The 20,290-nt window shown below is 52.7% G+C and carries 24 protein-coding genes and 1 tRNA gene; 18 read left to right on the plus strand and 7 right to left on the minus strand.

Annotated features, from left to right (window positions below):
- Position 1: 1 nt before the first annotated feature.
- From radC to MY052_RS15555, 7 genes are all read left to right on the plus strand, one after another.
- The gene (gene radC / locus MY052_RS15525; RefSeq protein WP_248537370.1) at positions 2 to 481 is read left to right on the plus strand and encodes a RadC family protein; all 480 of its coding nucleotides are present in this window, start codon (positions 2 to 4) and stop codon (positions 479 to 481) included.
- Positions 482 to 495: 14 nt separating this feature from the next.
- The gene (locus MY052_RS15530; RefSeq protein WP_248537371.1) at positions 496 to 717 is read left to right on the plus strand and encodes a DUF987 domain-containing protein; all 222 of its coding nucleotides are present in this window, start codon (positions 496 to 498) and stop codon (positions 715 to 717) included.
- Positions 718 to 743: 26 nt separating this feature from the next.
- Positions 744 to 1,097 (plus strand): type IV toxin-antitoxin system YeeU family antitoxin, encoded by a 354-nt coding sequence (locus MY052_RS15535; protein WP_248537372.1) that lies wholly within the window; start codon positions 744 to 746, stop codon positions 1,095 to 1,097.
- A 48-nt stretch (positions 1,098 to 1,145) separates the two neighbouring features.
- Positions 1,146 to 1,523 (plus strand): TA system toxin CbtA family protein, encoded by a 378-nt coding sequence (locus MY052_RS15540; protein WP_248537373.1) that lies wholly within the window; start codon positions 1,146 to 1,148, stop codon positions 1,521 to 1,523.
- Positions 1,520 to 2,011 (plus strand): DUF5983 family protein, encoded by a 492-nt coding sequence (locus MY052_RS15545; RefSeq protein WP_248537374.1) that lies wholly within the window; start codon positions 1,520 to 1,522, stop codon positions 2,009 to 2,011. Before MY052_RS15540 ends, MY052_RS15545 begins: the two co-directional genes overlap by 4 nt.
- A gap of 32 nt (positions 2,012 to 2,043) precedes the next feature.
- On the plus strand, positions 2,044 to 2,247 hold the full coding sequence (locus tag MY052_RS15550; protein ID WP_248537375.1) for a hypothetical protein: 204 nt from the start codon (positions 2,044 to 2,046) through the stop codon (positions 2,245 to 2,247).
- 71 nt (positions 2,248 to 2,318) lie between these two features.
- On the plus strand, positions 2,319 to 3,167 hold the full coding sequence (locus MY052_RS15555) for a DUF4942 domain-containing protein (RefSeq protein WP_248537376.1): 849 nt from the start codon (positions 2,319 to 2,321) through the stop codon (positions 3,165 to 3,167).
- 132 nt (positions 3,168 to 3,299) lie between these two features.
- Here the strand turns inward: MY052_RS15555 and MY052_RS15560 are convergent.
- Together MY052_RS15560 and MY052_RS15565 are read right to left on the minus strand one after the other, a co-directional pair.
- Positions 3,300 to 3,387: transfer RNA gene (locus MY052_RS15560), tRNA-Ser, on the minus strand.
- 144 nt (positions 3,388 to 3,531) lie between these two features.
- Complete coding sequence (locus tag MY052_RS15565) at positions 3,532 to 5,151, minus strand: ABC transporter substrate-binding protein (RefSeq protein ID WP_202216117.1); 1,620 nt, start codon at positions 5,149 to 5,151, stop codon at positions 3,532 to 3,534.
- Positions 5,152 to 5,388: 237 nt separating this feature from the next.
- On the opposite strand from MY052_RS15565, the gene yccA reads away from it, so the two are divergent.
- Both yccA and tusE read left to right on the plus strand, forming a co-directional pair.
- On the plus strand, positions 5,389 to 6,048 hold the full coding sequence (yccA, locus tag MY052_RS15570) for an FtsH protease modulator YccA (RefSeq protein ID WP_052284078.1): 660 nt from the start codon (positions 5,389 to 5,391) through the stop codon (positions 6,046 to 6,048).
- Positions 6,049 to 6,135: 87 nt separating this feature from the next.
- The gene (gene tusE, locus MY052_RS15575; protein ID WP_202216118.1) at positions 6,136 to 6,465 is read left to right on the plus strand and encodes a sulfurtransferase TusE; all 330 of its coding nucleotides are present in this window, start codon (positions 6,136 to 6,138) and stop codon (positions 6,463 to 6,465) included.
- Here the strand turns inward: tusE and yccX are convergent.
- The gene (gene yccX, locus MY052_RS15580) at positions 6,462 to 6,740 is read right to left on the minus strand and encodes an acylphosphatase (protein WP_035892387.1); all 279 of its coding nucleotides are present in this window, start codon (positions 6,738 to 6,740) and stop codon (positions 6,462 to 6,464) included. The genes tusE and yccX overlap by 4 nt on opposite strands.
- Before the next feature lie 144 nt (positions 6,741 to 6,884).
- Between yccX and rlmI the strand changes: the two genes are divergently transcribed.
- Positions 6,885 to 8,075, plus strand: coding sequence for a 23S rRNA (cytosine(1962)-C(5))-methyltransferase RlmI (rlmI, locus tag MY052_RS15585; RefSeq protein WP_248537377.1), 1,191 nt, complete (start codon positions 6,885 to 6,887; stop codon positions 8,073 to 8,075).
- Between the two features lie 71 nt (positions 8,076 to 8,146).
- Positions 8,147 to 8,464 (plus strand): heat shock protein HspQ, encoded by a 318-nt coding sequence (gene hspQ / locus MY052_RS15590; RefSeq protein WP_035892449.1) that lies wholly within the window; start codon positions 8,147 to 8,149, stop codon positions 8,462 to 8,464.
- 115 nt (positions 8,465 to 8,579) lie between these two features.
- On the opposite strand, the gene MY052_RS15595 is transcribed toward hspQ, so the two are convergent.
- Complete coding sequence (locus MY052_RS15595; protein WP_248538954.1) at positions 8,580 to 8,993, minus strand: CoA-binding protein; 414 nt, start codon at positions 8,991 to 8,993, stop codon at positions 8,580 to 8,582.
- Between the two features lie 133 nt (positions 8,994 to 9,126).
- On the opposite strand from MY052_RS15595, the gene mgsA reads away from it, so the two are divergent.
- A complete protein-coding gene (gene mgsA, locus MY052_RS15600; protein WP_035892391.1) occupies positions 9,127 to 9,585 on the plus strand; it encodes a methylglyoxal synthase in 459 nt (152 codons plus the stop codon).
- Positions 9,586 to 9,623: 38 nt separating this feature from the next.
- On the opposite strand, the gene helD is transcribed toward mgsA, so the two are convergent.
- On the minus strand, positions 9,624 to 11,678 hold the full coding sequence (gene helD / locus MY052_RS15605; RefSeq protein ID WP_202216119.1) for a DNA helicase IV: 2,055 nt from the start codon (positions 11,676 to 11,678) through the stop codon (positions 9,624 to 9,626).
- A 122-nt stretch (positions 11,679 to 11,800) separates the two neighbouring features.
- Between helD and MY052_RS15610 the strand changes: the two genes are divergently transcribed.
- Positions 11,801 to 12,247, plus strand: a complete 447-nt coding sequence (locus tag MY052_RS15610) for a YccF domain-containing protein (RefSeq protein WP_035892393.1) — start codon at positions 11,801 to 11,803, stop codon at positions 12,245 to 12,247.
- An 18-nt stretch (positions 12,248 to 12,265) separates the two neighbouring features.
- Entirely contained in the window at positions 12,266 to 14,392 is a 2,127-nt protein-coding gene (gene yccS / locus MY052_RS15615; protein WP_202216120.1) for a YccS family putative transporter, read from the plus strand.
- Here yccS and MY052_RS15620 read toward each other — a convergent pair.
- Positions 14,382 to 14,999 (minus strand): TfoX/Sxy family DNA transformation protein, encoded by a 618-nt coding sequence (locus MY052_RS15620; RefSeq protein WP_035892396.1) that lies wholly within the window; start codon positions 14,997 to 14,999, stop codon positions 14,382 to 14,384. The genes yccS and MY052_RS15620 overlap by 11 nt on opposite strands.
- Positions 15,000 to 15,217: 218 nt before the next feature.
- On the opposite strand from MY052_RS15620, the gene sulA reads away from it, so the two are divergent.
- Complete coding sequence (gene sulA / locus MY052_RS15625; RefSeq protein ID WP_035892397.1) at positions 15,218 to 15,727, plus strand: SOS-induced cell division inhibitor SulA; 510 nt, start codon at positions 15,218 to 15,220, stop codon at positions 15,725 to 15,727.
- A gap of 354 nt (positions 15,728 to 16,081) precedes the next feature.
- The gene (gene ompA, locus MY052_RS15630) at positions 16,082 to 17,137 is read left to right on the plus strand and encodes a porin OmpA (protein WP_202216121.1); all 1,056 of its coding nucleotides are present in this window, start codon (positions 16,082 to 16,084) and stop codon (positions 17,135 to 17,137) included.
- 85 nt (positions 17,138 to 17,222) lie between these two features.
- On the opposite strand, the gene matP is transcribed toward ompA, so the two are convergent.
- Positions 17,223 to 17,678 carry a macrodomain Ter protein MatP gene (matP, locus tag MY052_RS15635; protein ID WP_202216122.1) on the minus strand — a complete coding sequence of 152 codons (456 nt, stop codon included), beginning with the start codon at positions 17,676 to 17,678 and terminating at the stop codon, positions 17,223 to 17,225.
- 184 nt (positions 17,679 to 17,862) lie between these two features.
- Between matP and MY052_RS15640 the strand changes: the two genes are divergently transcribed.
- Positions 17,863 to 19,623 carry an AAA family ATPase gene (locus tag MY052_RS15640; protein ID WP_202216123.1) on the plus strand — a complete coding sequence of 587 codons (1,761 nt, stop codon included), beginning with the start codon at positions 17,863 to 17,865 and terminating at the stop codon, positions 19,621 to 19,623.
- A 69-nt stretch (positions 19,624 to 19,692) separates the two neighbouring features.
- Positions 19,693 to 20,211 carry a bifunctional 3-hydroxydecanoyl-ACP dehydratase/trans-2-decenoyl-ACP isomerase gene (gene fabA, locus MY052_RS15645; RefSeq protein WP_035892401.1) on the plus strand — a complete coding sequence of 173 codons (519 nt, stop codon included), beginning with the start codon at positions 19,693 to 19,695 and terminating at the stop codon, positions 20,209 to 20,211.
- Positions 20,212 to 20,290 lie beyond the last annotated feature (79 nt).

Consider the following 20,290-nt stretch of genomic DNA (forward strand, 5'->3'; position numbering starts at 1 on the left):
GATGGAACAGCAGTTACCTTTATTTGCCTCAGACCTACCGGTTTCCGCACAGCAAGCCATCCTGGAGGCATTAACCCTACTGGAGCATCAACTACGTGAACCCGGCGTGGCATTTACCTCCACCACCGCCGTGCGTGACTGGCTGCGCCTGCAACTTGCCACACAGGAGCGGGAGGAATTCATGGTGCTGTGGCTCGATAATCAGCATCGTCTGCTGGCACACGAAACCCTCTTCACCGGCACCATTAATCATACCGAAGTTCATCCCCGCGAAGTCGTGAAGTCTGGCCTGAAGCATAACGCAGCAGCGGTTCTCGTGGCGCACTGTCACCCTTCTGGTTTCGCTGAACCCAGCCAGGCTGACCGGCGCATCACTGAGCGTCTTAAACTGGCGCTGGACCTTGTCGATATTCGTCTGCTGGACCATCTGGTTGTTGGCGGAATGGATATCGTCTCGTTTGCTGAACGCGGCTGGCTGTAAAGGGAGAGCAATGAATGAAAATCATCAGTAAGCGTCAGGCAATGGCGATATACCGCCAGCACCCTCAGTCCCGGTTGTTTCGCTTCTGTACCGGGAAATATCACTGGTCCGGCAGCGTCTGCCATTACCACGGCCGGGAAGTGCAGAATATCTGCGGTGTACTGGCCGTCTTCGCGGAGCGACGTCAGGACCGCAACGGTCCCTATGTCGTATTGCGCAGCATCACCCTCAATTAACAATCAGCAGAAGGCGCTCCTCTATCATGAAAAAAGACACCGTCAACAAAACCACAGATACGCTGCAATGGGGACTGAAATGCGACATCACGCCGCATTTCGGCGCACGTCTGGTGCTGGAAGGCAACCGCCTGCATTACCTGGCTGACCGGGCCAGTATCACAGGGGCATTCAGTGAGGCAGATTTACGCCATCTCGACCAGGCTTTTCCGGTGCTGCTGAAGCAACTGGAACTGATGCTGACCAGCGGTGAGCTTAATCCCCGTCACCAGCACACCGTTACCCTGTATGCGAAAGGGCTGACCTGCGAGGCCGACACTCTGGGCAGTTGCGGTTATGTTTACCTCGCTATTTACCCGACATTCACAACAGCAACGTAAACCCCGCACCACCTTTCTTTTAAACTCACCCACAAAGAGAGAAACTCCTTGCAAATCCTTTCTGCGCCACCGGCGCGGGCGGCATTGTCACGCCCATCCCCTGTAGCTGTCTGGCAAATACTGCTGTCACATCTGCTGGCACAACACTACGGCCTGACCCTGAATGACACCCCGTTCAGCGATGAAACCATTATCCGCAAGCATATCGATGCAGGTATCTCACTCAGCGATGCGGTCAATTTTATCGTCGAAAAATATGAGCTGGTACGGACTGACCGTCACGGTTCTACAGTGGCGGAACAGTCACCTTTTATCAGCAGCATCGACATGTTCCACGCCCGCCGGGCTACCGGGCTGATGAAACGACGGGGTTACAAAACCATCAGCAATATCATCACGGGTGTTTATCGACAGGAGCAACCATGAAACTGTCACTCAATGTGGAAGCCGACAGTATCAACGTACTGGCCCTCAATATGGGCCGGATCGCCGTTGATATCGATGGAATTGAACTGACCGACTTGATCGACGTGGTTTGTGATAACGGTTATTCGCTTCGTATTGCTGATACCCCTGGTAAGCGGGTTGTCGAAACGCCTCTTCCCCCTTCTGTTCGTCTACCAGGCCTGTGTTGCAGCACGGCACATATCACCTGTGAGGATAACGCTACCCTTGACCAGATAACCCTTCAACACCAGGGCGGCGGCGACAACGACTGGATACTGTACATCTGCTACGGTTATCTGCTCAGACTCAACGCCAGGCGATATCCATTGTTGGAACTGAAGCGAATGGGGCTTTCAAAGGACTGCCGTCGGTTAGTGACCACGCTGATACGACGTTACGGGATCGATATTCTGCATCTGGATGCGGCGGGCGACCTGCTGCCCAGCTTTGAAACCTTCGACTGGTAAGTCTTTCCCTCAATACAACTACAGGTAATCTCATGCTGGCACTCACCACAGAAGCAGCGCTGGATATACTGATTGACTGGCTTCAGGACAACATTAACTGCGATTGCTCGCTGATTTTCGATAACGATGACGACCAGACCCACTCCGCCATGTTATTGCCCAGGGTCCGGCAGGAAAGGAATGATGTCCGGACGCTTCGCCTCCTGCAGCAGTTGCACAACGACAAAAAATCATAATCCCCATACACGCCTGTCAGCGCCAGCCCTCATCCGGCTGGCGCTTTGCTTTCTATAAAGGAAAAACCCAAATGACCGAACTGACTCATACCGACCCCGAAGTCCTAACAGATAACACCGACGTGATTTGTTCCACCAGCATTGAGCGAATCGTCACCGGACGCAACGCCGCACTGGATAAGATTGAAGAATTAATCCACCAGCTTGACGATTTATCAACACTGACCAGCAGCATTGGTGGCGGAACATCTCAGGAATGGGGAATGCGTCAGGGCCGCCGCTACGACTGCTGGTTTACAGAGAAAACAGAAGTCGCCATGAAGGCCATTACCCACAATATCGATCGCAGTATCTGGCGCGATCTCATGCAACGCTCAGGCATGCTGTCGCTCATGGATGCACAGGCGCGCGACGAGTGGTACAAAAGCCTGGAGAAAGACGATATTCCGACGATTTCTGACGCCAATATTCTCAGTACCTTTGAGCAGTTGCATCAGAGCAAAGGTGAGGTCTTTGAGCGTGGAGTGATCAATGTATTTAAAGGCCTGAGCTGGAATTACAAAAGCAACAGCCCCTGTAAGTTCGGCAAGAAGATCATCGTGGATGGCCTAGTGAAATACAACAGATGGGGATTTAGTCTGAATTGGGGTTGGCAGCTCGATCGCCTGGCTGACCTTGAGCGCATGCTGATGCTTCTCGATGGAAAACCTATCCCCGACAACCGCGCCGATGTCACCCGCCGTCTCAGCGATCATATTGATGAGAATAGGCACAACACAAATTATGAGGATGAGATATTTACTATTATGTACTTTCAGAAGGGAACGGCGCACATCACGTTCAAGCGACCGGAGCTGGTTGATAAGATAAATGACATCATCGCAAAGCACTACCCGGCGATGCTTGCATCAGAAAGCTGAAAAACAAACAACAGTCCGATGCAAACTGAGGGGCATCGATTGAAACTAAAGTGACATGGCATACTGGATGGCATACTGAAAATACCCGGAAACGAAAAAACCCAAGTCGCATAACGACTTGGGTTTCGAATTTGGCGGAAGCGTAGAGATTCGAACTCTAGAACCCTTTCGGGTCGCCGGTTTTCAAGACCGGTGCCTTCAACCGCTCGGCCACGCTTCCAATGAGGCGCACTATAAACATCCCGAACGGACCTGTAAAGCACCAAAACGTTCGTTTGCCTGAAAAACAGCCAAAATGTTGTTATTCGCCTGAAAAAACAACAAAATGGCTATTTTTACGACGCTTTATTCCTCAAATTTCCGCTTAATGCTTCTTGATGTAGATATCTTTCGTGGAGAAATTCCCCAGGCGATCCGGCGCAAATCCGCCCACCCACGGTTTTACCAGGTGCGTGCGTACGTAGTGATAGACAGGAATAGCCGGTACATCGCGCGCCAGCAGGTCTTCGGCCTTCTGATAATCGCGCGCACGCTGAGCGACATCCTGCGTCTTCGCCGCATCGCGCAGCGCCTCGTCATAGTCCGGATTGCTGTACTTCGCCGTATTCTCGCTGTCGCCGGTACGGAAGGTGTTGAGGAACGTCGAGGCGTCATCATAGTCCGCAATCCAGGCGTAGCGCACGACGTCAAAGTTGCCGGTATGCATCGCATCCAGCATGGTCTTCCACTCCTGGTTTTGCAACTTGGCTTCAACGCCGAGATTTTTCTTCCACATTGAAGCTGCCGCTATCGCGATGCGCTGGTGGGATTCCGACGTGTTGTACAGCAGGTTGAACGACAGCGGGTGCGCATCATTAAATCCAGCTTCCGCCAGCAGCTTTTTCGCCTCAGCCATACGCTTATCACGCGGCCAGGAGGCGTAATCAGGCCCGTGCAGCTTCACGCCGCCAATATCCGGCTGGCTAATCACCCATGCCGGGCTTTGCCCCTGCCCTAACACTTTGTCGGCAATAATGTCTTTATCCAGCGCCATATTCAGCGCGCGACGCACACGGGCATCGTTAAACGGTGGTTTAGTGGTGTTGAACTCATAGTAATAGGTCGCCAACTGCGGCTTAACGTCCACCTGATCGCCGAGCGTCTTTTTCAACTGACTGAACTGGTTAATCGGTAAGGTGTAGACGATATCGACTTCACCCGCTTTATAGCGGTTCACATCAGAGGCTTCAGAGCGAATAGGCAGGTAGGTTACTTTATTGACCACAGTCTTCGCGTTGTCCCAGTAACGTGGGTTTCGCTCGGCCACAATGCGCTCGTTAACCACCCACTGCGACAGTGTGTAGGCACCGCTGCTAACAAAGTGCTCCGGCTTCACCCATTTATCACCAAACTGGCCGATCAGCACTTTATCCAGCGGCACCATTGACGGGTGCGCCAGCATGGCGAGGAAGGCGGAGTTGGGCTGCGTCAGGGTAACTTCGACCGTGGTGTCATTCAGCGCCTTCACGCCGAGGGTATCCGGGGCCTTCTTACCTAAGGCGATATCCGCCGCGTTCACTATATGCATATTGCCTGGGTAACTGGCGTAAGGCGATGCGGTGGTTGGCGTGACCAGACGCTGCCAGCTCCAGACCACATCTTGTGCGGTAATCGCTGAACCATCAGACCAGGTAATGCCTGGGCGCAGATGGAACGTCCAGACGGTATTGTCCTTATTGTCCCAGGATTCCGCCAGCCGCGGCTCAATGCTACCGTCGGGCTTCACCGCCACCAGCCCATCAAACATATCGTTGAGGATGTTGAACTCAACATCACTCTCAACTTTATGCGGATCAAGCGAGGCAGGTTCATTGCCGTTGCCGCGTACCAGCTCCTGTTTATCGGCAAGCACGGTACCTTCCGGCACGTTTGCCGCCTGAACGGTTGCGGTTATACCTAGCGCCAATAGCGCGATCGTGACGTTGTTATAGTGTTTTAATTTCATTTCCATTGCCTTGTTGTTATAACCCTCTTCACTGTTAGCATGAAGCCGCAACAACGCAAATGCTTTCAACAACCTATAAGAGTTTGATCTCGATCTTCGTGATTTTATTAATGGAATTTGTGACCCACCAGTAATACCCTGATTCGACAGAGTAAAGATGGGTAAAATCATTAGGGAATAAAGAAGAGATTTTTTATTCTGTCTCACTAATAACATCTGTCATATAAAGGGTGACTTATGGATCGCATAATTACTTCATCGCGTGACCGCTCATCGCTGCTGAGCACACACAAAGTTCTGCGTAACACCTATTTTCTGCTGAGCCTGACGCTGGCGTTTTCCGCCATTACTGCGACCGCCAGCACCGTGCTGATGCTGCCGTCTCCGGGCCTTATTCTGACGCTGGTTGGCATGTATGGTTTAATGTTCCTGACCTATAAAACGGCGGATAAGCCGGTCGGTATTCTGTCGGCCTTCGCCTTTACGGGCTTCCTGGGTTACATCCTGGGGCCGATTCTGAACGCCTATCTGTCTGCGGGCATGGGCGACGTTATCGGTATGGCGCTGGGCGGTACCGCGCTGGTGTTCTTCAGCTGCTCGGCCTACGTGCTGACAACCCGTAAGGACATGTCCTTCCTCGGCGGTATGCTGATGGCCGGTATCGTGGTGGTGCTGATTGGTATGGTGGCGAACATCTTCCTGCAGCTGCCTGCCCTGCACCTGGCAATTAGCGCGGTGTTTATCCTGATCTCCTCCGGGGCCATCCTGTATGAGACCAGCAACATCATCCGCGGCGGTGAGACCAACTACATCCGTGCTACCGTTAGCCTGTATGTCTCGCTGTACAACATCTTTGTCAGCCTGCTGAGCATTCTGGGCTTCGCAAGCCGCGATTAACCCCAGCTCAACGGACCCAAGGCCTCGCTTATGCGGGGCCTTTTTATTTGCTACACTTGCCGCCATCTGTTTGTTGCGTGAAATATTATGCTTATCTACGAAAACACTGAAATCGAGACCGATAGCGAAGGCTATCTTAAAGACACTACGCTGTGGAGCGAAGGACTAGCGGCGGCGATTGCCGCCAATGAAGGTATTGAACTGAGCCCTGAACATTGGGAAGTCGTACGCTTTGTGCGTGAGTTTTATCTGGAGTTCAACACCTCTCCGGCAATTCGTATGCTGGTCAAAGCAATGGCGAATACCTTCGGCGAAGAGAAAGGCAACAGCCGCTACCTGTATCGCCTGTTCCCGAAAGGCCCGGCCAAACAGGCCACCAAAATCGCGGGCCTGCCTAAGCCAGTGAAGTGCATCTAATAGCGAATACTGAAGTTGCTCCACGCTTTTTCGGGTTGATGGGGTTCCGCCAGAACTTTATCAACCCGGGCGCTGCGCGGCCCGCCCGCTTTCAACCACGCCAATAGCTTCTCGACCTGCTCTTCGCTGCCGCAGGCGACAACCTCCACGCTGCCATCATCCAGATTCAGCGCGTAGCCTCGCAGGCCCAGACGCACGGCCTCCTGCTGGGTAAAAAAGCGAAAACCGACGCCCTGTACCTGGCCGTAAACCCAACAAATTACGCATTTATCCATGCGGCTTTCCTCCGGTATAGTTCAGACGATTTATTCCACTTTAGCGTCAATTGGCCTGACATTCTTCCGCTGTTCGTTGCATTTATGCAGGGAAGTCGGGAAAATGCAGCCTGATCCCTTCCTATATAGTCAGATAAAAAAACTATGAGTGTACGTTTAGTGTTAGCCAAAGGGCGCGAAAAATCATTGCTGCGCCGTCATCCCTGGGTCTTTTCCGGTGCGGTTGCGCGCATGGAAGGCAAAGCCAGCCTCGGCGAGACCATTGATATTGTCGACCATCAGGGGAAATGGTTAGCCCGCGGCGCATATTCTCCAGCTTCGCAAATCCGCGCTCGCGTGTGGACGTTCGATGCCAAGGAAACCATCGATATCGACTTTTTCGTGCGTCGCCTGCAGCAAGCACAAACCTGGCGCGACTGGCTGGCGCAGAAAGACGGGCTGGACAGCTATCGTCTGATCGCCGGTGAGTCTGACGGCCTGCCTGGCGTCACCATTGACCGCTTTGGTTCCTTCCTGGTGCTACAGTTGCTGAGCGCCGGTGCGGAATACCAGCGTGCAGCGCTGATTAGCGCACTGCAAACGCTGTACCCGCAATGTGCGATTTACGATCGTAGCGACGTTGCCGTGCGTAAAAAAGAAGGTATGGAACTGACTCAAGGGCCAGTCACCGGCGAACTGCCACCTGCCCTGCTGCCTATTGAAGAACATGGCATGAAGCTGTTGGTAGATATTCAGGGTGGCCATAAAACCGGCTATTATCTTGACCAGCGCGACAGCCGTCTGGCGACTCGTCGCTACGTGGCGGATAAACGCGTTCTGAACTGCTTCTCCTACACCGGCGGCTTTGCGGTCTCTGCGCTGATGGGCGGCTGCAGCCAGGTCACCAGCGTAGATACTTCTCAGGAAGCGCTGGACGTGGCACGTCAAAACGTCGAGCTGAACAAACTGGATCTGAGCAAAGCCGAATTCGTTCGCGACGATGTCTTCAAACTGCTGCGTAAATATCGCGACCAGGGCGAGAAGTTCGATGTGATCGTCATGGACCCACCGAAATTTGTGGAAAATAAAAGCCAGCTGATGGGTGCCTGCCGCGGCTATAAAGACATCAACATGCTGGCTATTCAGCTGCTGAACCCGGGCGGTGTGCTGCTGACCTTCTCCTGCTCCGGCCTGATGACCTCAGATTTGTTCCAGAAAATCATTGCTGATGCCGCAGTAGATGCCGGTCGTGATGTACAATTTATAGAGCAGTTCCGTCAGGCAGCCGATCACCCGGTGATTGCAACCTACCCGGAAGGACTGTACCTGAAAGGATTTGCCTGCCGCATCATGTAACTTGAAAAGCGAAATGGTGTCTATATATGTAGAGATACAGAGATAACGCTATTTCCCGGGAGGTGAGTATGATGATTACCAGCAAATTCGGTATTGGCCAGCAGGTGCGTCACTCCCTGCTGGGCTACCTGGGCGTGGTGGTAGATATCGACCCGGTTTACTCGCTTGACGATCCTGATCCCGACGATCTTGCGGCCAACGATGAGCTTCGCGCGTTGCCCTGGTATCACGTGGTGATGGAAGATGACGATGGTCAGCCGGTACATACCTATCTGGCCGAAGCCCAGTTGAGCAGCGAACCGCGAGAAGATCACCCAGAGCAACCTACGATGGATGAACTGGCGCGTACCATCCGCCGACAGCTACAGGCACCGCGGCTGCGTAACTAACCGCCGCGTTAATGCTAAAACCCCGCACTGCGGGGTTTTTTATTATGAAGTACAGATAGCATTCCGTAGCCCGGCCAAGCGAAGCGACGCCGGGAATGCCCTCGCGTGACTCTGATTATTTTGCCAGCCCTAAACGCGGGATCTCAATCGCTGGACAGCGATCCATCACCACTTGCAGACCCGCATTGCGCGCCAGCACTGCCGCCTGCTCGTTAATCACTCCAAGCTGCATCCACAGCGTTTTAGCGCCAATCGCGATAGCGTCTTGTGCCACACCCCACGCCGCTTCAGAGTTGCGGAAGACATCAACCATATCGACCTTTTCCGGCACATCGGCAAGCGTGGCATAGCCTTTCTGGCCCAGCAACGTGCCGCCAGCTACCTTCGGTGACACTGGGATCACGCGATAGCCTTGATCCAGCAGATATTTCATGACCCGATAGCTTGGGCGGTCAGGTTTATCGCTTGCCCCCACCAGCGCAATGGTGTGGGTAGTGGTCAAAATGTTGGCAATATCATGTTCTGTCATCATTATCCTCCTGGCTAATCGTTTAAGTGTACGCGAGCACGCCGATGTCGCGCGTCAAATTTTTGCTAATCAGAGCTTGCAGGCTGATTCGCTTGCAGTAATCTGTCTGGATTACACATATAGGGAATGGTTTATGGAACTCACCACTCGCACCTTACCGGCGCGTAAACACATTGCGCTGGTTGCGCACGACCACTGCAAAGATATGCTGATGAAATGGGTAGAGCGCCACCGGGATTGTCTGGCGCAGCATACGCTGTCGGCCACCGGCACCACCGGTAACCTGGTGCAACGCGCCACCGGCCTGGAAGTGAAAGCTATGCTGAGCGGCCCGATGGGCGGCGATCAACAAGTAGGCGCGCTGATTTCAGAAGGTAAAATCGACGTCCTGATCTTCTTCTGGGATCCGCTTAACGCCGTCCCACACGACCCTGACGTCAAGGCGCTGCTCCGTCTGGCAACCGTCTGGAATATCCCGGTTGCTACCAACGCCTCCACCGCTGATTTTATTATCCAGTCACCGAACTTCAGCGAGCCGGTCGATATCCTGATTCCGGACTACCAACGCTACCTCGCTGAGCGCTTGAAATAAGCGCCAGAAGCAAGCCGGAGTCATGACTCCGGCTTATCTTAAGGTTTTCGCGCCACCGGCACTGACAGCTGCTTCAAAATATCCACAAACGGCGACGGCTGTTGCTGATTAAACAGCAGCCAGACACGTAAACGCGCGCGAGTAATGGCCACGTACAGTAAACGTCTCTCCTCGGCATCCGGGAAATCTTCCGGCGCAGGCAGCAGCGCCTGTTCCATAATCGACTCGCGTGCAGGCGCCGGGAAACCGTCAAACCCTTCTTTAAGCCCCAGCACGATGACGTAGTCCGCCTGTTGGCCTTTGCTGGCATGAACGGTCATAAAATCGATATTGAGCTTAGGCCAGCGCGTAGCGGCCTTATCAAGCGCGGCAGGCTTCAGATGATGGTAACGCGCCAGCACCAGGATTCGTTGATCCTCAGTGGCGTAACCGCTGAGCTTATCAAACAGCGCATCAAGCTTGTCATCCTCCAGCAGCGTCACAGCATGTTTATCGCCCGCGGTCAGGCTATTGAGTGGTTTACTGAGCTGGTGCGGATTTTGCTGAATAAACCGATTGGCTATCTCGCCAATACGGCTATTAAAGCGGTAGGTGGTATCCAGTGCGCAGTTATCGCCTTCACCAAAATAGTGGTTAAACGCGGTGGTCAGCGAAAGCTGCGCACCGCTGAAGCGATAGATGGCCTGCCAGTCATCGCCCACGGCATAGAGCGAGGTTTGTGAGTTCTGCTTACGCAGCGCCGCCAGCAGCGCGGCTCGCTGTGGAGAGATATCCTGAAATTCATCCACCAGAATATGTTTCCACGGGCTGACAAAGCGACCTTTTTCCAGAATATTGATGGCCTGATGGATAAGCCCGGAAAAGTCGACGGCGTTTTCGTCTTTGAGCGCCGTTTTCCACGCCTTCAGCAGCGGCGCCATCAGCTTCACGCGTTTACCAAACAGGTCGCGTACCTCTTCCGGCGCACCGGCAATCATCTCTGCCTGTGAACCGCCGTGCATACGCATCAGGCTTACCCAGCGATCGAGTCTGCTCCCCATGCGTTTAATGAGTTTTTCATCTTCCCAGAAATTATCTTCGGCGACGTCCCAACCCATCTCATCCTGCAGCCACAAACGCCAGCCTTTAGCCTGCGCCTTTTTCTCCCGACACTGCTGCTGCCAGCATTGGGTAAATAGCGCGTAGCGGGCAGAGGAATCGTTCTCCAGCTTGCTAACAACCGGAACTTTTTTGCTACCCTGCTGAATAATGTGCAGCGCCAGGGCGTGGAAAGTACGCGCGGTAATGGCGTCCGTATGCAGCCGCGTTTGCAGGCGCTCATCCATTTCCTGCGCGGCTTTTTTACCAAAGGCCAGCAGAAGGATTTGCTCCGCCGACGCTTCACCCCGCGCAAGCAGCCAACCCGCCCGCGCCACCAGCACGGACGTTTTTCCGCTGCCAGCCCCGGCCAGCACCAGCAGCGAACGTTCACCATTCACCACCGCTCGTGCCTGAGAAGTATTAAGTGGCGATGACTCAATCTGTTCGAAAAATTCAGCGTACTTTTCCAGCATCGCTTCGGTGTATCGCTGATTATGCTGCGCACGACCGTTTTCTTTATCGGTCAGCCATGCCTGACATTGACGCCAGGCATCACAGCAGTTATCAAATGCTTCAAGACGTTCGGTCGGTAACGGTAGCCCTTCCAGCGCCGTGACCACCTGCTGGCGTATTTTTTGCGCCTGTTGGCGGGTGAGCCATTGGGTTTCTGCGCTGCTGCCTGCAATTACCGCTAGCTGCTTTTCGAGAAGTTCAGCGGCAATCGCGCTCATTTCTTCGCCCCATTGCTGCCAGAGCCCCAGCAAATGGCGGTGGAAGCGCTGCGTTTCTCCCCATTCGGTTCCGTGCAGGCGTACGACTTTATCTTCAGGCAAAACGAACTCCAGCTCCCCCCACACCAGACCGCGTTTGCAGTTGATGGCCAGAAGCTGATTGAAAGGAATGAGATACTCATGCTGAGGACCGGAGACCCTGACGCCGGCGTTGAGGATCTCAACCCGGTCATAAGGATGCTGCGCCATGCGCTTGCCCAGCGTTGTTGATTTTAATTCCATGTCGTGTCGAATCCTGACTTTTTCGATACCTCACAGTGTAACCGCCAGAGAATAGGTGCTCCAGCGTAAAAAAACGTTACAATCATCAGGTCTTATTATTCACAGTGCTACACAGAGGGTTTATGCGTACAGTTCTGAATATTTTGAATTTTGTGTTAGGTGGATTTCTGACAACGCTAGGCTGGCTGCTTGCAACGCTGGTCAGTATCATTTTGATTATTACCTTACCGCTCACTCGCTCCTGCTGGGAAATCACCAAACTCTCACTGCTGCCCTACGGTAATGAGGCCGTTCATGTTGATGAACTGGAGCCAGGAACAAAAAGCAGCGTGATGAATGCGGGCGGAACCGTGCTTAATATTGTCTGGTTCGTACTGTTCGGCTGGTGGCTGTGTCTGACTCATATTCTCGCCGGGATTGCGCAGTGCGTGACGATCATTGGTATTCCTGTTGGCATCGCTAACTTTAAAATTGCCGCCATCGCACTCTGGCCGGTTGGCCGTCGTGTGGTTCCCGTGGAAGTAGCGCGCGCGGCTCGCGAAGCAAATGCACGCCGCCGTTTTCAGTAATCAGGACGAATACACGCTATGCTAAGCCCTTTGCTTCGCCGCTATACATGGAACAGTACCTGGCTTTATAACGCCAGAATCTTTATTGCGCTTATCGGTACTACCGCCCTGCCCTGGTGGCTGGGCGATGCTAAGCTCACCATTCCGCTCACCCTGGGCGTGGTCGCCGCGGCGTTGACCGACCTCGACGATCGACTCACCGGACGGTTACGCAACCTGGTTATAACGCTTATCTGTTTCTTCATTGCCTCGGCATCAGTGGAGTTGCTGTTTCCGTGGCCATGGCTGTTTGCGCTGGGTTTAACGATTTCGACGATCGGGTTTATCCTGCTCGGCGGCCTTGGTCAGCGCTACGCCACCATCGCATTTGGTGCGCTGCTTATTGCTATTTATACCATGCTGGGGGTATCGCTTTACGCACACTGGTATCAACAACCGCTGCTGCTGATTGCCGGTGCCGTCTGGTATAACCTACTGACTCTGACCGGGCACCTCATCTTCCCTATCCGTCCACTGCAGGATAACCTCGCCCGTAGCTACGAACAGCTTTCTCGTTATCTCGAGTTGAAATCCCGATTGTTTGACCCGGACCTCGATGACGAAGACCAGGCGCCACTTTATGAGCTGGCATTGGCAAATGGGCAACTGATGGCAACGCTTAACCAAACCAAAGTGTCGCTATTAACGCGTTTGCGCGGCGACCGGGGCCAGCGGAGTACCCGAAGAACGTTACATTACTATTTCGTCGCCCAGGATATTCACGAACGAGCCAGTTCATCGCATATCCAGTACCAGGCGCTGCGCGATAACTTCCGCTACAGCGATGTCATGTTTCGCTTCCAGCGCCTGCTCTCTATGCAGTCCATCGCCTGTCAGGATCTGGCAAAATCAATATTGCTCCGTACCCCCTATCAGCACGATGCGCGGTTTGAGCGCGCATTCTCCCACCTCGATGCTGCGTTAGACCGCGTACGCGCCAGTGGTGCCGCGCCAGAACAGATGAAAGCACTTGGTTTTTTACTGAACAATTTGCGCGCTATTGACGCCCAGCTTGCGACTATCGAGTCCGAGCAACTGCAATCACAGGCGCAAAGCGAGACGGAAACCTTGCTCGCAGACGATAGCCTGCATGGTTTTGCCGATATTCAGTCGCGTCTGAGTCGTAATATGTCACCGGAGTCGGCGCTTTTTCGCCATGCGGTGCGTATGTCATTGGTACTCTGCGCAGGTTACGCATTCATTCAGTTTACCGGTTTGCAACACGGCTACTGGATCCTGCTCACCAGCCTGTTTGTCTGTCAGCCCAACTATAACGCCACCCGTCACCGCCTGGCGCTGCGTATCATCGGTACGCTGGTCGGCGTGGCCCTAGGTCTGCCGATTTTGTGGCTGGTCCCTTCGCTTGAGGGACAATTGGCACTGATTGTCATCACCGGGGTTCTCTTCTTCGCTTTTCGCAACGTTCAATACGCGCACGCGACGATGTTTATCACGCTGCTGGTTCTGCTGTGCTTTAACCTGCTTGGTGAGGGCTTCGAAGTAGCATTGCCGCGTGTGGTGGATACGCTGATTGGATGCGGTATTGCCTGGGTTGCCGTCAGTTTTATCTGGCCTGACTGGAAATTCCGCAATCTGCCTCGCGTGCTGGAGCGCGCAGTTGACGCAAACTGCCGCTACCTGGACGCAATTCTGGAACAGTATCACCAGGGGCGCGATAACCGTCTGGCCTATCGAATTGCACGTCGTGATGCGCATAACCGGGATGCAGAGCTCGCCTCAGTGGTCTCAAACATGTCGACGGAACCTAAGGTCACCCCGGAAATGCGAGAAACTGCGTTTCGGCTGCTCTGCCTCAACCACACCCTGACCAGCTATATTTCCGCTTTAGGTGCCCATCGGGAAAAACTGGCTACAGCAGAAATACTGGCTCTTCTGGACGATGCGGTGTGCTATGTCGATGATGCGCTACACCACCAGCCTTCTGATGAGGAACGGGTGCAGCAAGCTTTATCTAACTTAGCCGCACGAATCCAACATCTCGAACCTCGCCCGGACAGCAAAGAGCCATTGGTCTTACAACAAATTGGCCTGATGATTTCGTTGCTACCTGAAATCTGTCGTTTGCAAAAACAGGTTATGGCCTGACCCCCTCCGTTTTCACGTGGGCTAATGCCCATTCCTGTAGCTCCTGGCGCCGTTGCGCCGGGAGCGCGGCTGAGTGAACGCCCATAATCGCCCCTTCCAGAGAATACAGCACATTAATACTCAGCTGCTTACGAATCTTACGCAGCCGAATCCATGCCATTTCTGCCCCCAGATGCTGAAGCATTTGAGCATCTTTAATTCCCGCTTCACTTAACAACAGCTCCATATGAAATGAGAGATTAGGCAGATCTTTTATCCGTAATGATTTCTGTTGTTTCTTTTCTCGAAGCGCATCCTCGAGAGAAAATTTGCCAAGCTGAAGTAAGACCGGTTCGTCAGACCAGAGCCGCTCGCCAACATGGAAATACTTTAACTGCTGTGAACACCCTCGCTTACGTAATGTCAGTAATGGAGGCGAATGCTGAGCCTGATAGGTCGCACTTTCCTCGCACATCCTCAGGTAGAGTTCCCCTTCAGAGACCATTGCAAATACCGCATCATTGACGGCAAGACTATAGCCACCAAACAGCGCCCGCGACTTGATTTTGCCCAACAGCGAAAAATATTTCTGGGACTGATAAATCCGTTTATATGATATTTTCTTCATGATTAATCCTTAATAATCATGGACATGGATGCATTAAATTTGTTAATGGAAGACATAACAAGCAACATAGGCGCGTTCGTTCGACACGGCAAGGTGAATTTGCCTTTGTAGGCATTTAGAGTGCAATTTTGCGAGTTGCTTTCAGAAAATGAGGTTGATCTTTAATCTTCAGGGTAGTACTGTATATTCATACAGTAACCCACAGGGCTGGATTAACTATGTATACTTCTGGTGTTGTAAATCATTCTTCTGCTGCGGTCTCGACTACCGCTTCCCATACTTTTACATCAGTAAAAGATTCCTCAACCGCTTTGGTTAGCGAAGTGCTTTATCGGGAAGATCAGCCGATGATGGCGCAGCTATTGCTACTGCCCCTGCTACAGCAGCTCGGTCAGCAGTCTCGCTGGCAGCTGTGGTTAACACCGCAGCAAAAGCTCAGCCGCCAGTGGGTGCAAGCATCTGGCCTACCGCTGACAAAAGTGATGCAGCTACGTCAGATGCCTCCAGGCGACATGCTCGACTCCATGGTTCGCGCATCTCGTACGGGGAATTATAGTGTGGTTATCGGCTGGTTGACGGAAGATTTATCAGCGGAAGAACATGCCCGATTACAACAGGCTGCCGAAGACGGTAACGCGATGGTGTTTATTATGCGACCAGTTCACTCTGCCTCTCGTTGTGCTGGACAATTTAATGGGCTAAAAATTCACTCAAATTTGTATCATTGAAGAAAATTAGGAATTTTCCTGGCCTTTTTTTTGCAGTTTTTTTATCTCCTCGATTTTATGAATGATTTTAGGTAGAACGCTTGTCTGGTGCGGTTCTGGGTGTTTTGCATCGTTTAAATTTTCGACACATTTGTTAAATATTGCGTATACAACTCTTTTTTTTTCATAAGCCTGACGGAGTTCACACTTGTAAGTTTCCAGCGACGTTGTAGACTTTACATCGCCAGGGGTGCTCAGCTTAACACCGCAGATATCTGCTGAGTAATTACTAAGCCACGCCCCCGGTGGAAGGATTTAACCGTGAATCTATTTAGAACTTCATGGCAAATTTTGGATGATAACGAGGCGCAAAAAATGAAAAAGACAGCTATCGCGATTGCAGTGGCACTGGCAGGTTTCGCTTCCGTAGCGCAAGCCGCTCCGCAAGACAACACCTGGTATGCGGGTGGTAAACTGGGTTGGTCCCAGTTCCATGACACCGGCTGGTACCAGAGTGACCTGAACAACAACGGTTCTACCCACAACAGCCAGCTGGGCGCAGGCGCGTTCGGTGGCTACCAGGTTAACCCGTATGTTGGTTTCGAAATGGGTTACGACTGGCTGGGCCGTATGAAATACACCGGTAGCCAGACCAATGGCGCACTGAAAGCTCAGGGCGTACAGCTGACCGCTAAACTGGGTTACCCAGTAACTGACGATCTGGATATCTACACTCGTCTGGGTGGTATGGTATGGCGTGCTGATTCCAGCAACAACCAAATCGGCGACAACCACGACACTGGCGTTTCCCCAGTATTCGCTGGCGGCGTTGAGTGGGCTGTTACTCGTGACATCGCTACCCGTCTGGAATACCAGTGGGTTAACAACATCGGCGACGCAAACAGCGTTGGCGTACGTCCAGACAACGGCATGCTGAGCGTAGGTGTTTCCTACCGTTTCGGCCAGCAGGATGCAGCAGCGCCAGTTATCGCGCCAGCTCCAGCTCCAGCTCCAGAAGTACAGACCAAACACTTCACTCTGAAGTCTGACGTTCTGTTCAACTTCAACAAAGCTACTCTGAAACCAGAAGGCAAACAGGCTCTGGATCAGATGTACACCCAGCTGAGCAACCTGGATCCTAAAGAAGGTTCCGTAGTGGTTCTGGGCTTCACCGACCGTATCGGTTCTGACGCTTACAACCAGGGTCTGTCCGAAAAACGTGCACAGTCCGTTGTTGATTACCTGGTATCTAAAGGTATCCCAGCTGACAAAATCTCCGCACGTGGCATGGGCAAATCTAACCCAGTTACTGGCAACACCTGTGACGGCGTGAAAGCGAAAGCTGCGCTGATCGACTGCCTGGCACCAGATCGTCGCGTAGAGATCGAAGTTAAAGGTAGCAAAGACGTTGTAACTCAGCCTCAGGCTTAAGTTCCCGTCTAATAAAAAACCCCGCGCTGCGGGGTTTTTTTTGTCCTGAATTTAATCAGACAAGCTATCGAGACACGGGTAGTGGCTACTTCTCTTTTCCCAGCATCGCCTCAAGGTCCTGCTTCAGACTAGACATCTTCGTCGCATACTTCTCTTTATTCTCAGCATCTTCGATAAGCTTAACCACTGTTTCGGACAGCGTTTTACCCCGGCGCTGAGCAAGCCCTGCTAGACGCTGCCAGACGGCAAACTCGAGATCGATAGACTTCTTGCGGGTATGCTGATGCTCGGCGTTAAAATGACGCTTACGGCGTGCACGAATCGTCTGCTTCATACGGTTTACCAGCTGCGGGTTGATGTGCTGAGCAATCCAGCCATTCACCTGAACTGGTTCATTTTCCAGTTTCAGCAAAACATCGACAGCCTCTTGTGCGGCGCTGGCTTCAATGTAGCGGGTAATGGACTCACCTTCCCGATGTTTTTTCACCAGGTATTTCCACTTCCAGCCGCTTTCAAGATTTTCCAGTTGTTGATATTTCATTGCGATCTCAGTGTGACCGTGTAACTCTTTTCAGGATAACAGTTTTTTCTCAATGTGCTGAGAAGAAATCTGCAACTGTGATATGGATAAAGCCAAGGGCCGAAGATACTTCCCTATTCTCCGTGAGCTTCCCTGCGGCATCAGGTATAATCACGCACTTTACATCTGACTAAAAATAGCGACATTGACTATAAATACTCTTTCCCGGCGCTTTCTCGCCCCCGCGACTGAAGCTTACCAGGCGCTATTTGCCCAGCCTGACTTAGCCTCAGAAAACGACGCATTATTCAGCGAACTCCAGGCCCGTTTACACTACGCGCTGGAGCAGTTTCTCCACCCACAGGGGATCTCACCCTTCTTACTGGTGAAAGCCCCAGAAGAAAAAGAGTACCTGCAACTGCTCTCGCAAACGGCCCTCTCTCTGCGCAATAGCGATGAATCTGCTCTTACGGGCGTTGATTATCAGGCTATCGGTGGCAAAGTCACGATGCAGCCAGCCAAAAGTGCAGAGGATAATTTCGCCAGTACCGGCCCCATCATTTTTGCCGACTGGGCCGAAGCTGAACAACTTTTTGGCTGTGTTCGTCAGTTTAATGGCGAAATCAGCCTGCAGCCAGGTCTGGTCCATCAGGCTAACGGCGGCATTCTCATCCTCTCTTTACGAACGCTGATGTCACAGCCACTGCTGTGGATGCGTTTAAAGAATATCGTCACGCAGCAGCGCTTTGACTGGCTCACCTTTGATGATGCGCGTCCGCTGCCGGTGAGCATCCCTTCGATGCCGTTAACGCTTAAGGTCATGCTGGTCGGTGAACGCGAATCGCTGGCTGACTTCCAGGAGATGGAGCCTGAGTTAGCGGAATCCTCACTGTACAGCGAGTTTGAAGACAGCCTGCAGCTGACAGACGAAGAAGCGCTCAGACAGTGGTGTCAGTGGGTATCAAGCGTAGCCCGTGAGAAATCCCTGCCGATGCTTGCCGCTGATGCCTGGCCGCTCCTGATGCAGGAAGGCGCACGTTACAGCGGTGACCAGGAAATTATGCCGCTTTGCCCGCTGTGGATTAGCCGCCAGCTACGCGAAGCCGCACCGTTTACCACGGATAACACCATCAACGCCGAACAGCTGAAAACGATGCTGGTGCAGCGCCAGTGGCGTGAAGGATTCCTGGCCGAACGTATGCAGGATGAAATTCTGCTTGAGCAGATCCTGATTGAAACCGAAGGCGAATGCATCGGTCAGATCAACGCCCTGTCGGTCATTGATTTCCCTGGTCACCCTCGCCCATTCGGTGAGCCGTCACGAATAAGCTGCGTCGTACATATTGGCGACGGTGAGTTTACCGACGTTGAACGCAAGGCGGAACTTGGTGGCAATATTCACGCCAAAGGGATGATGCTGATGCAGGCCTTCTTAATGGCCGAGTTGGATCTAGACCAGCAGCTCCCGTTCTCTGCCTCTATCACCTTCGAACAGTCATACAGCGAAGTTGACGGCGACAGCGCCTCTATGGCCGAGCTCTGTGCGCTTATCAGCGCCCTGGCAAACGTTCCGATTAATCAAAGCATCGCCATGACCGGTTCTGTTGACCAGTTTGGCCGTGCTCAGCCAGTTGGCGGTCTGAATGAAAAAATTGAAGGCTTCTTTGCCATCTGCGCCCAACGCGGTTTGAGCGGGAAACAAGGGGTCATCATTCCTTCCGCCAACGTACGTCATCTGAGCCTTGCGGCTGAGGTGCAGGAAGCGGTAGAAGCAGGAGAATTCTCAATCTGGGCCATTGATGATGTCACTGATGCGCTGCCGCTTCTTACGCAGCTGAACTGGGACGGAGAAGGTCAGACGCTGCTGCAAACTATTCAGGAACGTATTGCACAAGCCACACAGCAGGAGCCTCGCTACCGCTATCCGTGGCCGTTACGCTGGTTAAATCGTTCAGCTTCCAACTGATCGGACTTGTTCAGCGTACACGTGTTAGCTATCCTGCGTCCCGAACTCAAAATAAGGCTTACTTAAAACATGGTAGATAAACGCGAATCCTATACTAAAGAAGATCTTCTTGCCTCTGGTCGCGGTGAACTGTTTGGCGCTAAAGGCCCGCAGTTGCCAGCTCCGAGCATGCTGATGATGGATCGTGTCATTTCAATGACCGAAACCGGCGGCAACTTTGACAAAGGTTTTGTTGAAGCTGAGCTCGATATCAATCCAGATCTGTGGTTCTTTGGTTGCCACTTTATCGGCGATCCAGTAATGCCAGGCTGTCTGGGTCTGGACGCAATGTGGCAGTTAGTTGGTTTTTACCTCGGCTGGCTGGGCGGTGAAGGCAAAGGCCGTGCGCTCGGCGTGGGTGAAGTTAAATTCACCGGTCAGGTTCTGCCAACCGCGAAGAAAGTGACCTATCGTATTCACTTCAAGCGCATTGTTAACCGTCGTCTGATCATGGGTCTGGCGGATGGTGAAGTACTGGTGGATGGTCGTCTGATCTACACGGCTAACGATCTGAAAGTGGGCCTGTTCCAGGACACTTCTGCATTCTGATACTGCTTGTCGTTAGAGGATCTAACGACGGATAAGCGTTGAGAATTTCAAGGCGAAACCTCCGCTATGCGGAGGTTTC

The organism is Kluyvera ascorbata, assembly GCF_023195735.1.
Lineage (GTDB): Bacteria > Pseudomonadota > Gammaproteobacteria > Enterobacterales > Enterobacteriaceae > Kluyvera > Kluyvera ascorbata.

Bases quoted from the DNA above. Each gene is read 5' to 3' on its own strand.
- MY052_RS15620 (WP_035892396.1), bottom strand. From the start codon at position 14,999: ATGAAGAAAATATCATATAAACGGATTTATCAGTCCCAGAAATATTTT.
- ompA (WP_202216121.1), top strand. From the start codon at position 16,082: ATGAAAAAGACAGCTATCGCGATTGCAGTGGCACTGGCAGGTTTCGCT.
- mgsA (WP_035892391.1), top strand. From the start codon at position 9,127: ATGGAACTCACCACTCGCACCTTACCGGCGCGTAAACACATTGCGCTG.
- MY052_RS15535 (WP_248537372.1), top strand. From the start codon at position 744: ATGAAAAAAGACACCGTCAACAAAACCACAGATACGCTGCAATGGGGA.
- fabA (WP_035892401.1), top strand. From the start codon at position 19,693: ATGGTAGATAAACGCGAATCCTATACTAAAGAAGATCTTCTTGCCTCT.
- tusE (WP_202216118.1), top strand. From the start codon at position 6,136: ATGCTTATCTACGAAAACACTGAAATCGAGACCGATAGCGAAGGCTAT.
- helD (WP_202216119.1), bottom strand. From the start codon at position 11,678: ATGGAATTAAAATCAACAACGCTGGGCAAGCGCATGGCGCAGCATCCT.
- MY052_RS15595 (WP_248538954.1), bottom strand. From the start codon at position 8,993: ATGACAGAACATGATATTGCCAACATTTTGACCACTACCCACACCATT.
- MY052_RS15550 (WP_248537375.1), top strand. From the start codon at position 2,044: ATGCTGGCACTCACCACAGAAGCAGCGCTGGATATACTGATTGACTGG.
- yccS (WP_202216120.1), top strand. From the start codon at position 12,266: ATGCTAAGCCCTTTGCTTCGCCGCTATACATGGAACAGTACCTGGCTT.
- MY052_RS15610 (WP_035892393.1), top strand. From the start codon at position 11,801: ATGCGTACAGTTCTGAATATTTTGAATTTTGTGTTAGGTGGATTTCTG.
- MY052_RS15555 (WP_248537376.1), top strand. From the start codon at position 2,319: ATGACCGAACTGACTCATACCGACCCCGAAGTCCTAACAGATAACACC.
- yccA (WP_052284078.1), top strand. From the start codon at position 5,389: ATGGATCGCATAATTACTTCATCGCGTGACCGCTCATCGCTGCTGAGC.
- MY052_RS15565 (WP_202216117.1), bottom strand. From the start codon at position 5,151: ATGAAATTAAAACACTATAACAACGTCACGATCGCGCTATTGGCGCTA.
- MY052_RS15530 (WP_248537371.1), top strand. From the start codon at position 496: ATGAAAATCATCAGTAAGCGTCAGGCAATGGCGATATACCGCCAGCAC.
- radC (WP_248537370.1), top strand. From the start codon at position 2: ATGGAACAGCAGTTACCTTTATTTGCCTCAGACCTACCGGTTTCCGCA.
- sulA (WP_035892397.1), top strand. From the start codon at position 15,218: ATGTATACTTCTGGTGTTGTAAATCATTCTTCTGCTGCGGTCTCGACT.
- MY052_RS15545 (WP_248537374.1), top strand. From the start codon at position 1,520: ATGAAACTGTCACTCAATGTGGAAGCCGACAGTATCAACGTACTGGCC.
- yccX (WP_035892387.1), bottom strand. From the start codon at position 6,740: ATGGATAAATGCGTAATTTGTTGGGTTTACGGCCAGGTACAGGGCGTC.
- hspQ (WP_035892449.1), top strand. From the start codon at position 8,147: ATGATTACCAGCAAATTCGGTATTGGCCAGCAGGTGCGTCACTCCCTG.
- rlmI (WP_248537377.1), top strand. From the start codon at position 6,885: ATGAGTGTACGTTTAGTGTTAGCCAAAGGGCGCGAAAAATCATTGCTG.
- matP (WP_202216122.1), bottom strand. From the start codon at position 17,678: ATGAAATATCAACAACTGGAAAATCTTGAAAGCGGCTGGAAGTGGAAA.